Annotated in this window: 12 protein-coding genes; 6 read left to right on the top strand and 6 right to left on the bottom strand. The window is 72.3% G+C overall.

The window, feature by feature from the left end; all coding sequences use genetic code 11:
* Nucleotides 1–113 precede the first annotated feature (113 nt).
* The 3 genes from H5965_RS35970 (at nucleotide 114) to H5965_RS35960 (ending at nucleotide 3,965) form a co-directional block, all read left to right on the top strand.
* Nucleotides 114–1,706: an AMP-binding protein gene (locus tag H5965_RS35970; RefSeq protein WP_310975435.1), complete on the top strand. Its 1,593-nt coding sequence runs from the start codon at nucleotides 114–116 to the stop codon at nucleotides 1,704–1,706.
* 428 nt (nucleotides 1,707–2,134) lie between these two features.
* Nucleotides 2,135–3,226, top strand: a complete 1,092-nt coding sequence (locus tag H5965_RS35965; RefSeq protein ID WP_310975755.1) for a DnaJ domain-containing protein — start codon at nucleotides 2,135–2,137, stop codon at nucleotides 3,224–3,226.
* Nucleotides 3,227–3,353: 127 nt separating this feature from the next.
* A complete protein-coding gene (locus H5965_RS35960; RefSeq protein WP_310975433.1) occupies nucleotides 3,354–3,965 on the top strand; it encodes a LysE family transporter in 612 nt (203 codons plus the stop codon).
* A gap of 46 nt (nucleotides 3,966–4,011) precedes the next feature.
* On the opposite strand, the gene H5965_RS35955 is transcribed toward H5965_RS35960, so the two are convergent.
* Nucleotides 4,012–6,477: a M14 family zinc carboxypeptidase gene (locus H5965_RS35955; protein ID WP_310975754.1), complete on the bottom strand. Its 2,466-nt coding sequence runs from the start codon at nucleotides 6,475–6,477 to the stop codon at nucleotides 4,012–4,014.
* Nucleotides 6,478–6,667: 190 nt separating this feature from the next.
* Between H5965_RS35955 and H5965_RS35950 the strand changes: the two genes are divergently transcribed.
* The 3 genes from H5965_RS35950 to H5965_RS35940 are packed head-to-tail and all read left to right on the top strand — an operon-like array spanning nucleotide 6,668 to nucleotide 9,293.
* Nucleotides 6,668–7,327, top strand: a complete 660-nt coding sequence (locus tag H5965_RS35950; RefSeq protein ID WP_310975431.1) for a DUF998 domain-containing protein — start codon at nucleotides 6,668–6,670, stop codon at nucleotides 7,325–7,327.
* 35 nt (nucleotides 7,328–7,362) lie between these two features.
* Entirely contained in the window at nucleotides 7,363–8,664 is a 1,302-nt protein-coding gene (locus H5965_RS35945) for a cytochrome P450 (protein WP_310975430.1), read from the top strand.
* A complete protein-coding gene (locus H5965_RS35940; protein WP_310975428.1) occupies nucleotides 8,661–9,293 on the top strand; it encodes a TetR/AcrR family transcriptional regulator C-terminal domain-containing protein in 633 nt (210 codons plus the stop codon). Before H5965_RS35945 ends, H5965_RS35940 begins: the two co-directional genes overlap by 4 nt.
* Here H5965_RS35940 and H5965_RS35935 read toward each other — a convergent pair.
* From H5965_RS35935 to H5965_RS35915, 5 genes are all read right to left on the bottom strand, one after another.
* Nucleotides 9,290–9,937 (bottom strand): GTP pyrophosphokinase family protein, encoded by a 648-nt coding sequence (locus H5965_RS35935; RefSeq protein ID WP_310975426.1) that lies wholly within the window; start codon nucleotides 9,935–9,937, stop codon nucleotides 9,290–9,292. The two genes, H5965_RS35940 and H5965_RS35935, sit on opposite strands and share 4 nt — an antisense overlap.
* 164 nt (nucleotides 9,938–10,101) lie before the next feature.
* A complete protein-coding gene (locus tag H5965_RS35930) occupies nucleotides 10,102–11,298 on the bottom strand; it encodes a hypothetical protein (protein WP_310975424.1) in 1,197 nt (398 codons plus the stop codon).
* A 342-nt stretch (nucleotides 11,299–11,640) separates the two neighbouring features.
* Nucleotides 11,641–12,516, bottom strand: a complete 876-nt coding sequence (locus tag H5965_RS35925) for an LLM class F420-dependent oxidoreductase (RefSeq protein WP_310975422.1) — start codon at nucleotides 12,514–12,516, stop codon at nucleotides 11,641–11,643.
* A 105-nt stretch (nucleotides 12,517–12,621) separates the two neighbouring features.
* A complete protein-coding gene (locus H5965_RS35920) occupies nucleotides 12,622–12,984 on the bottom strand; it encodes an immunity 8 family protein (RefSeq protein ID WP_310975420.1) in 363 nt (120 codons plus the stop codon).
* The gene (locus H5965_RS35915; protein ID WP_310975417.1) at nucleotides 12,981–14,264 is read right to left on the bottom strand and encodes an alpha/beta hydrolase; all 1,284 of its coding nucleotides are present in this window, start codon (nucleotides 14,262–14,264) and stop codon (nucleotides 12,981–12,983) included. The genes H5965_RS35920 and H5965_RS35915 overlap by 4 nt, the downstream gene beginning before the upstream one ends.
* Nucleotides 14,265–14,266 lie beyond the last annotated feature (2 nt).

Below are 14,266 nucleotides of genomic sequence, written 5' to 3'. Positions count from 1 at the left end.
GAACGCCATCGTCCTCCGATTTCTGTCGTCATCGATCCGACATTGCGCCTTCTCGACGGTCGCAACGAGTGCTACCTTCCAGGTGGCGGACAGGCCGAGAACGAGGAGCGGCGATGCAGCTTTCTCCCAGCGCCCACACGGACTCGTTCTGCCGCGACCGGCTCCCGCCGCCCGACGAGTGGCCGCGGCTGGTGTTCGACCTGCCGGAGCTGCACTACCCCGACCGCCTCAACGCCGCGACAGCCCTGCTCGACGGCACCGCCGCCCGCCTCGGCCCGGACCGCCCCTGCCTGCGCTCACCGCACGAGACGTGGACCTACGGCGACGTCCTGGCCCGCGCCAACCGCATCGCGCACGTCCTCACCACCGACCTCGGTGTCGTGCCGGGCCACCGCGTGCTCCTGCGCGGCACCAACACGCCATGGCTCGCGGCCTGCTGGCTCGGCGTCCTCAAGGCCGGAGCGGTCGCCGTCACGACGATGCCGATGCTCCGCCGCGGCGAGCTCGACAAGATCACCGAACGCGCGCAGCCCACGGTCGCCCTCTGCGACGAGCGCCTCCTCGACGAGCTGCCACCCGAGCTGCCGGCCGTGCCCTTCGGCACCGAACGCGCCGAACTGGCCGAGCGCTGCGCCCGCCACCCGGCGACCTTCGCCGACGTGCCGACGGCCGCCGACGACGTCGCCCTGCTCGCCTTCACCTCCGGCACGACCGGGACGCCGAAGGCGACCATGCATTTCCACCGCGACCTGCTCGCGATCGCCGACACGTTCTCCCGCCACGTCCTCCGGCCCATCCCGGACGACGTGTTCTGCGGAACCCCGCCCCTCGCCTTCACCTTTGGCCTGGGCGGCCTCCTGGTGTTCCCGCTGCACGCCGGCGCGTCGGTGCTCCTGGTCGAACGCGCGACGCCCAAGGAGCTGGCCTCGATCGTCGCCGAGCACGGCGTGACGGTGCTGTTCACCGCCCCGACCGCCTACCGCGCGATCCTCGGCGCCGGCGACGGCTCCCTGCTGGCCGGCGTCCGCCGCGCCGTCTCCGCCGGGGAAGCCCTCCCCGCCGCCGTGGCCGAGCAGTACCGCGACGTCGTCGGAGCACCGTTGATCGACGGCATCGGCAGCACGGAGATGCTGCACGTGTTCATCTCCGCGGCCGGCGACGACGCCCGCCCCGGCCGGACCGGCAAGGTCGTCCCCGGCTTCCGCGCGGCCGTCCTGGACCCCGACGGCCGGCCGGCCCCGGACGGCACACCCGGACTGCTCGCCGTCCGAGGTCCCACCGGCTGCCGCTACCTCGGCGACCCGCGCCAGACCGACTACGTCCGCGACGGCTGGAACATCACCGGCGACACCTACGTCCGCGAGCCCGACGGCTACTTCCGCTTCGTGGCGCGCAGCGACGACATGATCGTCTCGTCCGGCTACAACATCGCGGCTCCCGAGGTCGAAGAGGTACTTCTGACGCACCCGGACGTCGAGGAGTGCGCGGTCGTCGGCACGCCCGATCCGGATCGGGGTGCGGTCGTGACCGCCTTCGTCGTGCTCCGGCCCGGCGCCGCCCCGGGCCCGGACGTCGTGCACGCCCTGCAGGAGCACGCCAAAGCCGTTGCCGCGCCGTACAAGTACCCGCGCCGGGTGCGCTTCCTCGACACGCTGCCGCGCAACGCCAGCGGCAAGCTGCAGCGGTACCTGCTGCGCGAGCGCTGACGGGGGTGACGGGCCCGCTGCCGAGGTGGGGTGGCGGTGGGCCCGTCACGTCTGGAGGAGGACATGGACCCAGCCTAACCGAGAATTCGAACACATGTTCAGGGCCATCCGAGTGGTTTCCGACTACGAAACGTCACCGCGAACCGGTCTTTCTCCGGCACAGCAACACTTCCGAGTGACGCGCAGTCCGAAGTGGACACACCCCGACCACCGCAAACGAGGCATCGGCGAAGCGCCCGGCGTCGTCACCCGGCCCGCCACGAGCGCCCCGCCGGAGCACCCGATTCCCCCGCCGTCACCGGGAAAACCCCTCACACCGCCCTGACCTGCACCGCGGACCGTCACCCTGGCGCGCCGCCGAGGCGGTGACAGCCCCGGAGACCCGACCCCATAAAGTCTTCGCGCAGCCATCGGAGGTGACCACCCGCGTGCCCGACGTCGACTACTACGAGGTGCTCGGCCTCCGTCGCGACGCCACGGCGGCCGACGTCAAGACGGCCTACCGCCGGCTGGCCAAGACCATGCACCCGGACGGCGGCGGCACGGTCGGCACGTTCCGCCTGCTGCGCGAGGCCTACGACGTCCTGAGCGACCCGGTCGCCCGCGCGCGCTACGACTCCGGCGGCGCGACCGTGGTGCCGGTGCCGGTCCGGCCGCGTCCCCGGCGGCGCTTCGGCGACGAGCCCGGCTTCGTCCCCGACCTGCCCGAGCTGGACGCCGAGGACCTCGGCTGGTGGCACTTCGCGGGCGAGGACACCCGGATGCGGCACGGCCGCCGCCGCGGGCCCGGGCACACGCCGGTGGTCGTCGCGGTCGCCGGGATGGTGCTCGTCCTGCTGCCGCTGGTCACCGGCGTCGGCTTCAGCACGCCGGTGCTCATCGTGTGGCTGCTGCTGACGGCCGGGACGGCCCTGCTGGTCCAGCGGCTGGCGCGCGGGTACCTGCGGGCCGCCAAGGCGCGCGAGGCGTACGCCGAGGAGTTCGGCGGCCGCACGGTGTTCGGCGCGCCGGGCACCGAGCGCGACGAGCTGCCCGAGCGGCTCACCGCGGACCTGCTCGAGGGCTACCTGACCCGCCTGCCGGGCGCCCGCATCTTCCACGGCCTCGCCTGGCCGGGCTCGGTGTTCGCCGACGTCGACCACGCGGTGCTGTGCGGCAAGCGGCTGGTGCTCATCGAGTCGAAGCTGTGGCTGCCGGGCCACTACGAGACGGCGGAGGACGGCAGGCTGCTGCGCAACGGCCGCCCGTTCCGCGGCGGCGGCAGCCGGCTGGCGGAAAGCCTGGCGGCCTACCGCGGCCTGCTGCCGGGCGTGGCGCTGCGGGGCGCGATGATCGTGTACCCGAGCCGCAGCGGCGACCTGACGACGGCGGACCCGGGTGACCTGCCGGTCGCGCCGATGACCCCGGAAGAGTTCCTGCACGAGATCGGCGCATGGCTGGCGGCGGATCCGTCCACAGTGGACCACGAGACGCTGCGGACCCTGCGCGACCAGGTGGTCGGCGGCGGCCGGGCGGCATGAGCAGCCCCCGATTTCCACGCTACCAGGGGGCACCGACAGTTCCGGGGTCTCCGCGTGACCGCCCGGGGCGCGGGACGGGCAATCCCGTGGCGGCACCCGATCGCCGTGGCGTCGGCGGCCCCACGACGTGAGCCCCGCCGCCACCCTCGGCACCGTCCTCCTGGCCTACCTCCCGGCCGCGGTCACCCCCGGCCCCAACTTCGTCCTCATCGCCCACACCGCCGCCACCGGGACGCGGCGCGCCGCGGTCGCCATCGCGCTCGGAGTGGTCGCCGCGGGCGGGCTGCTGGCCGCGGTCGCGGTCTTCGGGCTCGGCACGGTCCTCGCCCGCACGCCCTGGCTGGCGACGGCGTTGCGCGTCGCGTGCGGCGGCTATCTCGCGTGGCTGGGGGTGCGGCTGTGGTGGCGGGCCCGCGCGCCCGTGAAGCCGCCGGAGGAGAAGCTCGGCCACGGCAACGCGTTCGGCCGTGGCGTGCTCAGCAACCTGACCAACCCCAAGGCCGCCGCGTTCTTCGGCAGCGTCCTCACCGCCACCCTGCCGCCCACCGAACCCACCGCCGTCAAGGCCGCCGCCGTCGCGCTGATCGTCGCCGCCTCGGCTTGCTGGCACCTGAGCGTCGCCCTGCTCTTCTCCTCCCCCGCCACCCAGCGCTGGTACGCCCGCGCCGAACCGGCGCTCAACCGCGTCGTGGGCACGGTTCTCATCGCCCTCGGCATCGCCCTCGCCGTAATGCCGTGAAGGCCTCCCCGCGCGAGCGAGGAGGCCTTCACGGATCAAGCGGAAACTACCGGACACCACCCGAAGCGCGCTGCTTCTGCGCGTGCGCGGAGCGGGTGCAGACCTCGCCGACGTCGACCGTCTGGCCGCGGTCGGCGAAGACGTCCGCCACGCCGACGAGCTTGCCGTTCGGCGTCGAGCAGGTCAGCTGGTAGGCCTCCTTCGTCCCGTACGTCGGCGGGATCGGCGACGAGAACGAGACGTCGCCGGTCCAGTCGTCGGTCGCACCCGGGTTCGCCTGGTCGTAGTTGACCACCACGGCCTTGTAGTCACCCGCGGGCGGGTCGAACAGCACGGCGTGCTCGGACGTCGTGCCGCCGTTCGCCGACGAGCTGACCAGGTTGCCCGCCGCGTCGTAGATGAACAGGTCCCAGTCGGTCGACGTGCTCGCCCAGTTGATGTTGACGCTGAACTTGCCGTTGTCGACCTTCGGCAGGCCGTCGACGTGGAAGGTGAACGTGTCACCCGCCGGGTCGGCCGGGTAGTTCTGGTTGATCGGCGGCACGCCCGCCGGGTTGGTGACCGGGAAGCCCTGCTGCGCCGGGCCCTGCGGGTCGCGCCCGTACCGGCCGGCCACGTACGGCCGCGTCGACGGGTTGACCGACCAGGCGAAGCGCCCGCCACTGGCGGTGAACTTCGAGTTCAGGTCGTCGGTGATGTAGATCGGCGGCTTGGTGGAGCCGTCGGGCTGGATCACCGGCGACGTCGGCGTCTGGAACGTCTTGTGCAGCTTGAGCTGGTAGCCCTTGGGCGCCGAGCCGATCAGCGTGGAGTGCTGCTGCGGGTCGGAGGCGTTGCCGAGCATGTCCAAGAACGCCTGGCGGTTGCCGCCCTTGCCGGCACCGGCCGCGGGCGCCAGGCCCTCGTACTCGGCGACGACGCTGTCGGCGTAGGGCCCGTGGAAGCCGTTGCCGCCGACCTCGATGGTGAAGCCCCAGCCGCCGGTGGCCCAGTACGACCAGTCCTCGGTGGTGCCGGTCGTGTCGTAGAGCGCCCAGCTCGGCTCGCTCGTGTAGCCGTTGCGCGAGGCCAGCTTGTCGCCGAGGGCCTTGTACTGCGGCTCCTCCAGCGGCGGGCGGACGTCCGCCACGCCCGGCGGGCGCAGCACCAGCGCGGCGACGGTGTGCATCGTCAGCAGGTTCGTCACCTGGCGCGAGGACACGATCGAACGCACGTTGCGCACCTCGGGCTCGCTGAACGGCGCGGACCCGCGGAAGGTGTCACCGCTCCAGGCCACCTCGGCGCCGTTGCCGCCCCAGAAGCCGCCGTAGTTGCGGTTGGGGTCGGTGCCGCGGATGCGGCCGCCCGGGTTCGCCTTGCAGACACCGGTCGCGAACTGCGGCGGCGAGTCGTTGACGTTGCAGTTCTTGCGCTTCATCTCGTAGTCGAACCGGGTGAAGTCGCCCTTGGGCTCGGCCTCGCGGGAGATCTCGAAGCCGTCCGGGTTGATGATCGGCACGACGATGTTGCGCGTCTTGCTCACCATCGACCGGATGGCCGGGTCCTTGGCGTAGCCGTTGACCAGCTCGTACGCCCATTCCATGACGTGCTCGCCGGCCGGCCACTCCCGGGCGTGGTGCACGCCCATGGTGAAGTTGACCGGCTTGCCGTCGGTCACGTTCTTGACGTCGGTGGCGATTTCGACGCCGACGACGTCCCGGCCTTCCCACGTCGATTCCGGCATGGTGAACGCCGAGACCAGGCCCGGGTTCTTGCGGGCCAGTTCCTTCATCTCGTAGTTGTACTCGTAGAGGTGCCGGTAGCTGGTGCGCCCGGACGGCAGCGCCGAAGCGGCGGTCTTCGCGACGTACTGGCGGTCGGTCTTCGCGTCCTGGACGGACTTGGCCGACAGGTCCGCCTCGATGACCTTCGACTTGAAACCGCTGTTCTTGAGCGTCTGGCGGTCGGCGTCGCCGGCGAGGACGACCTCGACCCCGGTCGCGTCACCCTTCTCCGTGACGTCGAGGCCGAGAGCGGTCAGCTTGTTCTTGTCGGCGCGCGTGGGCGTCTCGACGCGGACGAGCTCCGCACGCTGAGCCGCCGCGGCTGCGCCGGTCGGCGTGCCCTGCGGGGTCAGCGCCAGGAAGTCGACCCCCAGCTGGACCTGGCCGGCCGAGCCGCCGTATCGGCAGCCCTGGACGACGAGTTCCTGCCCCTTCTTCACGAAGCTTTCGGCGAGTTCGTGGCTGCGCAACGCCGCCGAAGCGGCGACCACCGCACCGGTGGCCTTGTCGAAGACGGCGACGTCCCAGTCACCCTCCGCGCCCTGCGCCTTGAGCCGCGCCTGGACCAGACCGTCCACGGTGGACGTCAGCTCGCGGCGGTCGGTGCCCGAAGTGCCCTTGGGCAGCAGTTTCGCGAAGCACGAGCGCGCCACCGACTTGTCGGCGCGCAGGATGTTCTGCGCCGCGCCCGCCGTGCCGGACGGCAGCGCGACGAACGTTCCGGCCAGTGCGACGGCCGAAGCCAGCATCACCAGCCGTCTTGGTGAATTCCCCACAGGAAGCGACCTCCTTGACCGAGACCGGCACGCACGGACGTACCGGAACCGAGCGACCATAATGGAGGAAATCCGGCCGCGGACACCGCCGTAAGTCGTACAGCGTTCAACGCCCGCGCTCCTTTCACGGGGAGTTCAACCACCGGTCGGCTACTGTCGGTTCATGGTCACAGTCCCTGCGCGACGGGTGTCGGTCGCGGTCTCGCTGACGGGCATTGCGGCCTTGGTGATCGGTGCCGGCCTGGTGCTGTTGCTGCAGGTCATCCCGCCGACGGACGAAATCAGCGTCACCCGCCGCACGATCAGCGAGTACGGCCTGTCCGACCACAAGTGGGTCTTCGACCTCGCGGTGGTCCTGGTCGCCCTCGGCTCGGCGGCCGGGCTGGCGGTCCTGCGCGGCCAGCGCCGGCTCCCGGTGCCCGCGGCCGTCCTGGGGACACTGTGGACGGTCGGGCTGCTGGTCATCGTGGCGTTCCCCAAACCGGACTGGGCCACGGTCTCCCGCGCGGACTTCGGCGGCACGCTGCACCGGATCGCGAGCGTGGTGGCGTTCGTGGCGCTGCCGCTGGCGGTCCTGGTCGCGGCGCGCACGGCGTTCCCCTCGTCGCCCGGGCGCCGCCGGCTGGCGATCGTGCTGGCGGTGGCCTCACTGGGCTGGTTCGCGGTGATCCTGGGCGCGGTGGTGGTCGCCGCCGCGGAAGACGGCCGCTGGTGGACGTTGATCCCGCTCGGCCTGGTGGAACGCGGGATGGCGCTGACGGAGCTGGTCGCCTTGGGCGTCTTGCTGGCGCCGGTCGGGGCGAGGTCCGGGCCGCGGCGATAACCTACAGTGTAGGTACGCCGACCGGAGGGGATGTCATGACCGGAGCCCTGTCCTGGACGAAACCCGTAGTGCGCTGGGGCCTCGGCCACGCACTCCCCCGGACCGTGCTGCGGCGCGAGGCCAAGCGCGGTGACCTGCAGGGCCGCATGGTCGTCGCCGCGGCCGAGGGGCGGGACCTGACCGGCCTGTTCGAGGAGATCCGCGGTGCCGGCCCGCTCGCGCGCACCCGGTTCGGCTGGATGACCACCACGCACGCCGCCGTCCGGGAGGTCCTGGCCAGCGAAGACTTCCGCGTCGGCGTCATCGGCTCGGACGGCTCCGCGCTCGGCCGGCTCGTGGAGTGGTCGGCCGGCGAGCACCTGCACCCGGTGCGGCCGCCGTCGCTGCTGGCCGTCAACCCGCCCGAGCACACCCGGTACCGCAAGCTGGTCACCGGCGTGTTCACCGTGCGCGCGGTCGAGCAGCTGCGCGGCCGGGTGCAGGAGATCGCCGACGGCCTGCTCGACGGGCTCGACCCCAGCGCCCCGATAGACCTGGTCGAGTCCTACTGCGGGCTGCTGCCGGTGACGGTCATCAGCGAGATCCTCGGCGTGCCGCCGTCCGACCTCGGCAAGGTGCTTTCGCTCGGCGCGGCCGCCGCACCCAGCCTCGACCTCGGGCTCGGCTGGCGCACGTTCCGCCACGTCGAGACCGCGCTGGCCGAGTTCGACACCTGGCTCGGCGAGCACCTCGACCACCTGCGCCGCCACCCCGGCGACGACCTGTTCAGCAAGCTCGTCGCCGCCCGCGACGGCGGTGTCGGCCTCACCGAGACGGAGCTGAAGTCCACCGCGGGCCTGGTGCTGGCGGCCGGCTTCGAGACGACCGTCAACCTGCTCGGCAGCGGCATCGCGCTGCTCGCGGCCGATCCCGGGCAGCTCGCGGTGCTGCGTGAACGGCCGGAGCTGTGGGCCAACACGGTCGAGGAGGTGCTGCGGTACGACCCGCCGGTGCTGCTGACCGGCCGGGTCGCCACGCGCGCGACCGAGGTCACCGGGGTTCCGCTGCCCCGCGGCGCGCTGGTCACGACCGTGCTGGCGGGCGCGAACCGCGACCCCGGGGTGTTCGCCGACCCGGCCGTCTTCGACGTCACCCGCGACGGAGCGCGCGACCACGTGTCGTTCGGCGCCGGCCGCCACCACTGCCTGGGGGCGTCGCTGGCGCGCATGGAGGGGGAAATCGGGCTGCGCACGATCTTCGACCGGTTCCCCGGCCTGCGCGTGCTGCCCGGCGGCCGCCGCCGGTCGACGCGCATCCTGCGCGGTTACGAGAACCTCCCCGCGGTGCTCACCCTGTGACGACCCGGCGGGGCCGGCCGCCCCAGGGCGTCTTGTCGCGCGAACGGATCCTGCTCGCCGGGCTTGCGCTGGTCGACGAGGAAGGCCTGGAGGCCGTCAGCATGCGCAAGCTGGCGCGGCGCCTCGGCGTCGACCCGATGAGCCTGTACAACCACGTCGACGGCAAGGACGCGCTGCTGGACGGGATCGCCGAGGTCCTGCTCGCCGCGATCCCCGAGCCGCCGGCCGGGGCGGACCTGCGGGAGACGATGTCGGCGCTGGCGCACGGGTTCCGGGCCGCGCTGCTCGACCACCCGCGGGCGGCCCCGCTGGTGCTGACCCGCCGGCTCGCGTCGATGACGGCGCTCGCGCCGGTCGAGGCGGTGCTCGCCCCGCTGCTCGCGGCGGGTTTTCCGCCGGACCGCGCGGTGCACGGGCTCCGCGCGGTGCTGGCGTTCCTCATCGGCACGCTGATGCGCGAGGTCGAGGCGGCGCCGACGTTCGGCGGCAGCGTCCAGCGGCTCGCGGACCTCGAGCGGTCCGGCCTGCCCGCGGTCGCCGTGGCGGCGCCCTACCTGGCGGTGTGCGACCACGAAGCGGAGTTCGAGTTCGGGTTGCGGATCATGCTCGACGCGCTGGGCGAGCCCTAGCGGATCCGTTCGTGCAGCGCGGCCATCCGCCGGTCGAGGTCGGCCGCAGTCCGGGCCGCGGCCGCGAGTTCGCCGGCGAAGTCGGCCGGGACGCTGTCGCGGTACTTGTAGGAGAGCTTGTGCTCGACCGCGGCCCAGAAATCCATGGCGATGGTGCGCAGCTGGACCTCGACCTTGACCTTTTCGACGCGGTCGGAGAGGAAGACCGGGATCCGGACGATGAGGTGCAGGCTGCGGTAGCCGTTCGCCTTCGGCTTGGCGATGTAGTCCTTGGTGCGCAGCAGCTCGACGTCGTCCTGCGCGGTGAGCATCCGGGCGACCTCGTGGACGTCGGAGACGAACGGGCAGACGACCCGGATTCCGGCGATGTCGTCGAGGACGTGCGCGGCCGACACCCAGTCGCCGCCGAGCCCCCGGCGGCGCACCTTTTCCTTGATGGCCTCCGGCCGCTTCACCCGGCTGGTGATGTGCTCGATCGGATCGTGCTGGTGGACGAAGTCGAACTCCTCGCTGAGGATCCGCAGCTTCGTCATCAGCTCTTCGATGGCGAACTTGTACATCAGCAGGAATCGCGGAAGCTGCCCGGCGACGGCGAGCTCGTCGGCCGCCTCGCGCAGGTCCTCGGCCGCCGGGTCGGTGGTCACTGAAGCCTCGTGCTGTCGTCGGTCGTCGGGTGCGGGACCCAGGTTACTGGGGTGCACAGGGTGAACGAACGACGGCGGCCAGAAGTTCCCGAGGGTCACCGGATCGGGTGGCGAAGTGACGGAGGGTGTGCACCGGCCCGCTTCCGGTGCACACCCTCCTGGCCTCACTTGCCGGCGGTGGCGGTCGCCTTTTGAGCTGCTTCGGCGACGCACTTCTCCGCGACCGCGGCGGCTTGCTTCGCCGCGTTGGCCTGGTTCTTGTTCTTGTTCTTGTTTTCGGTCTTGTTCTCGGCCTTGTTTTCGGCCGTGGCGGTGTTCTGCTGCTCGGCGGCGGCCCCGTTCTGGTCGGCAGCGCCGGCCTGGGCAACGCACTCGAGGACGGCCGCGCAGTCCTGCTCGGCCGCGGCGGCGTTCTGGGCCGCGTCCTGCTGGTCGGCCATGCCGTTTTCGTTGGCCGCGCCGTTTTCGTTGGCTGCGCCGTTCGGCTCGGCAGCGCCCTTCTGCTGCGCCATGCCGTTCTGGTCGGCCATGCCATTTTCGTCGGCCATGCCGTTGCCGCCGGCCATGCCGTTCTGCTTGGCGGCACCCTTCTTGTCGGCCATGCCGTTCTGCTCAGCGGCACCGTTCTGCTTGGCCGCGCCGTTCTCGCCGGCCATGCCGTTCTGCTCGGCGGCACCGTTCTGCCCGGCCATGCCGTTGCCGTGGGCCATGCCGTTCTGGTCGGCCATGCCGTTGGCGTCGGCGGCTCCCGCGGCCTGCGCCACGCACTTCTCGACCACACCGCAAGCCAGGGCCGCCGCGTCGGCCTGGGCGGCCACTTCCTGGGCGGCCTTGGCGTTCTTCTCCGCGGCCTTGTTCTTCTTGGCTTTGCCGTTGGCGGCGGCGGATCCGTCCTGCGCGTCGGCTTCCTGGCCCGCCATCCCCTTCTGGCCGGCCATATCCCGCTCGCCGGCCATCCCGTTCTGATCCGCCGTGCCGTTCTCGCCGGCCATTCCGTTCCCACCGGCCATCCCGTTCTGGCCGGCCATACCCTGCTCGCCGGCCATCCCGTTTCCGCCGGCCATCCCGTTCTCGCCCGCCATGCCGTGCTCGGCGGCCTTGCCGTTCTTCGCCTTACCGTCACCCTCGGCCGCGTTCCGGCCGGCTTGCTTCTTCTCCGCGGCCTTGTCCTGCCGGCCGGCCTGGGCCACCGCCGCGCACTCGGCCGCCACCGCGTTCGCCGCCACCGCTCCGTCGCAGCCCGCTGCTGCCCGGCGTTGCTTGATCTGGTCCACCACCGCCTGGCGGTTGGCTATCCTCGCCGGCGATTGGGCGTCCGGGGCCGCCTGCTGGCCCGCGATGAACGTCAGGTTGTTCTGCAACGCCGTGTCCAGGCCACCGCAGCTTTCCGTGGCCGCGTTGCTCGCCGGGCTGCTGAGCGCGATCGCCGTCGCGGTCGCTCCCGCGACTCCCAGCAGCGCGACCAGCCCGATCGTCGCCGGTTTGCGGTGTCGTCCGGTACTGCGCACGTGGGGCATCGAGCCCCTCCTCTCTGGTCGCCACCTCACCGGGACACACGGCACCACGCCGGGAATGGTTCACCGGAAAGAAAAAACGACCAGAGAGTGTCCACTGTGGACCAAGAGGGTGCAGCTCACCCGGAGCCGGCGGTCCGCCGGTCCGGTTCCTGACTACCAGGGCCGGGGTTAGCGCGAGGTAAAGGCTCAGCCCAGTCCGGCCAGCTGCGGCACGGCCGGTGCCATGCCTTCGATCCACGCGGCCGGCGAACCCGTTGTCGGCGTGACGATCGCCTGCTGGATGCCGAGCTTCGCGTAGTCCTCCATCGAGCGGACGAAGTCGTCGCGGGTTTCCGGTGTCGGACGCGGGTTGTTGGCCAGGACCGTCTTGCGGATCTCGTCGTAGTCTCGGCCGACGTCGTCGCAGTGGCGGCGCAGCACGTCCAGCTTGTGCTCGACGTCCGACGGCGAAGAAGCGAACAGGTTGCACGCGTCGCCGTACTGGGCGACGAGCCGCAGCGTCTTGCGCTCGCCGGCGCCGCCGATGAGCACCTTCGGCCGGCTGATCGGCTGGGGCGCGCACAGCGTCTCGGCGAGCTGGTAGTGCTTGCCCTCGAACGGGCCGTTGTCCGCCGGGTCCCACATCTGCCCGCAGATCCGCAGCGTCTCCTCCAGCCGCTCGAACCGCTCGGCGACCGGCGGGAACGGCACGCCCATCCCCCGGTGCTCGCGCTCGAACCACGCCGCGCCGATGCCCAGCGCCGCCCGGCCGCCGGAAAGGACGTCGAGGGTGGTGACGATCTTCGCGAGCAGGCCGGGGTGCCGGTAGGTGACGCCGGTGACGAGCAGGCCGAGTTCGATCCGGGACGTGTGCGCGGCGAGGAACCCCAGCGTCGTGTAGCCCTCCAGCATGTTGGCCTCGGCGGGCAGGCCGGTGGGCTCGATCTGGAAGTAGTGGTCCATGAAGGACAGCCAGGTCGCCCCGGCCTCCTCCGCCGCGGCGCCCACCCGGGCGAGCTCACCGGCGATGGCGGTGGTCCCGCCGTCGATGTCGAAGATGGGAAGGTGGAAACCGAGCTCCATGAAGCATTCTCCTGACGATTCGGTCGGCGTGACCTCACGCTAGAGGCTGGAGCGCGCTCCAGGTCAAGCCACGGACACCGGCGCGGCGCAACGTCTTCGGGAAGCTCAGGCCCGGTAGTCCTCGAACTCCCAGAGTCCGTACCGGCTCAGCTTCGCGGTGACCTCCGCCCAGTCCGCGCCGGTGCAGCGGGCGACCAGGTCGTCGAAGTACGCGACCAGCGCGGGCCAGTCGAAGCGGTCGACGATCACGTGGTGGCGGCCCGAGATCGGCCCGCCGCGGGCCTGTTCGGCCAGCCACCCGGGGCTGCAGACCTCGAAGTCGAACGATTCCTCGCCCGGCTCCCCGGCCGGCCCGGCGATCAGCTGGACCAGGAACATGAACCGCCCGGGATCGTCCGGGACGTAGGTCGCCGGCTCGATGTCCGGGGTGAGCAAGTACCGGATCTCGGCCCGGGCGTCCGTCGTCATGGGGTCAGTGTGCCGGTGGCCGTCGCCAGGAACTGCGCCACCTCGGCCGGATCGCCGCCGCCCGTCGTCACCGGGACGCCCGCCGTGCGCAGGCGGTCCGCGAACTCCGCCGATTTGCGGCCGCCCACGATCAGGAACGGCGGGGCGCCCGTGCCCGGGTACGTCAGCGGGCTCGCCTCGCGCAGGGTCGCCGGGGAACGGCCCAATGCCGCCAGCACCGACGCGCGGGTGAGCGGGTCCTGGCCCGCGAGGTCGAATTCGGCCGGGGCGTCGATCGCCGCCACCGCGCGGACCTCCGGCGTTCCGGCCACCCCGAGCAGGGACGCCAGCGTGCCACCCGCGCCCGTCCCGACCGCCGTGATCCGGGCCGGGTCGAGGTCCAGCTCCGCCGCGTGGGCCTCGAGGAACCGGACCGCGCAGCGAGCGTCGTCCAAGGGAGCCGGCCAGCGGGCGGCGGGGGCGAGGCGGTAGTCGATCGCGGCGACGGCGAATCCGCGGGCCGTCAGTGCGTCGCGCAGCGGCCCGAGCCGCGACCCCGCCAGCAGCGCGCCCGGCCCGGTGGGCCTGCGGTTGCCCGCGATCAGGCCGCCGCCGTGCAGGAACAGCGCCACCGGGGCGCCACGCGCGGCCGGGCGGGTGAGGTCCATTTCGAGGGGAATCCCGTCCGCGCGGCAGTATTCGACGGTGCTGCCGTCGAGCAGGGTCGAGGCGGCCGGGCTGGTGATGCGGTCGCCGGCCGCGATGGTGCCCGCGGTGCCGGCCGCGAGCACCAGCAGCAGCACGGGGAACAGCACGATCCACGCCGCCACCCGCCGCGGCGCCGACGGCCGCGGGTGCGCTCCCCGCCGTGCCACGACCAGGAACCCGAAGACGGCGATGACCTGCAAGGCGGCCGCGAGGTAATCGGTGAAGCCGAGGACGGTGTCCGCGGGCTGCCACGGGTCGAGGCGGGTCAGCAGCCCGAGCGGCCGACTCGCGACCCACAGCGCGAGGCCGGCGGCCGCGGTGACCGCCGCGGCGTGCGCGGTCTTGCGCGTCGGCCACCCGAAAACGGCGACGAAGGCGATGAATTCGACCACCGCGAACAGGGCGAACAGCATCGCGTAGAACTGCCAGAGCCGCCAGAGGCCCGCCACCGAAGCGGCCGGGATCAACGCACCGCCCAGGGCCGCGAAAGCGGCCGTGACCAGCACCGGACCGCGCCGCAGCGGCGGTGGTCCGAGGTAGCGGGCGGTCGTCGACGGGCGGCGTGTGCCGGGGTACCCGTCGACGACCTTCATGC

It is taken from the genome of Amycolatopsis sp. 505, assembly GCF_031625235.1.
GTDB lineage: Bacteria > Actinomycetota > Actinomycetes > Mycobacteriales > Pseudonocardiaceae > Amycolatopsis.
This window is presented reverse-complemented; position numbering and strand designations above follow the sequence as displayed.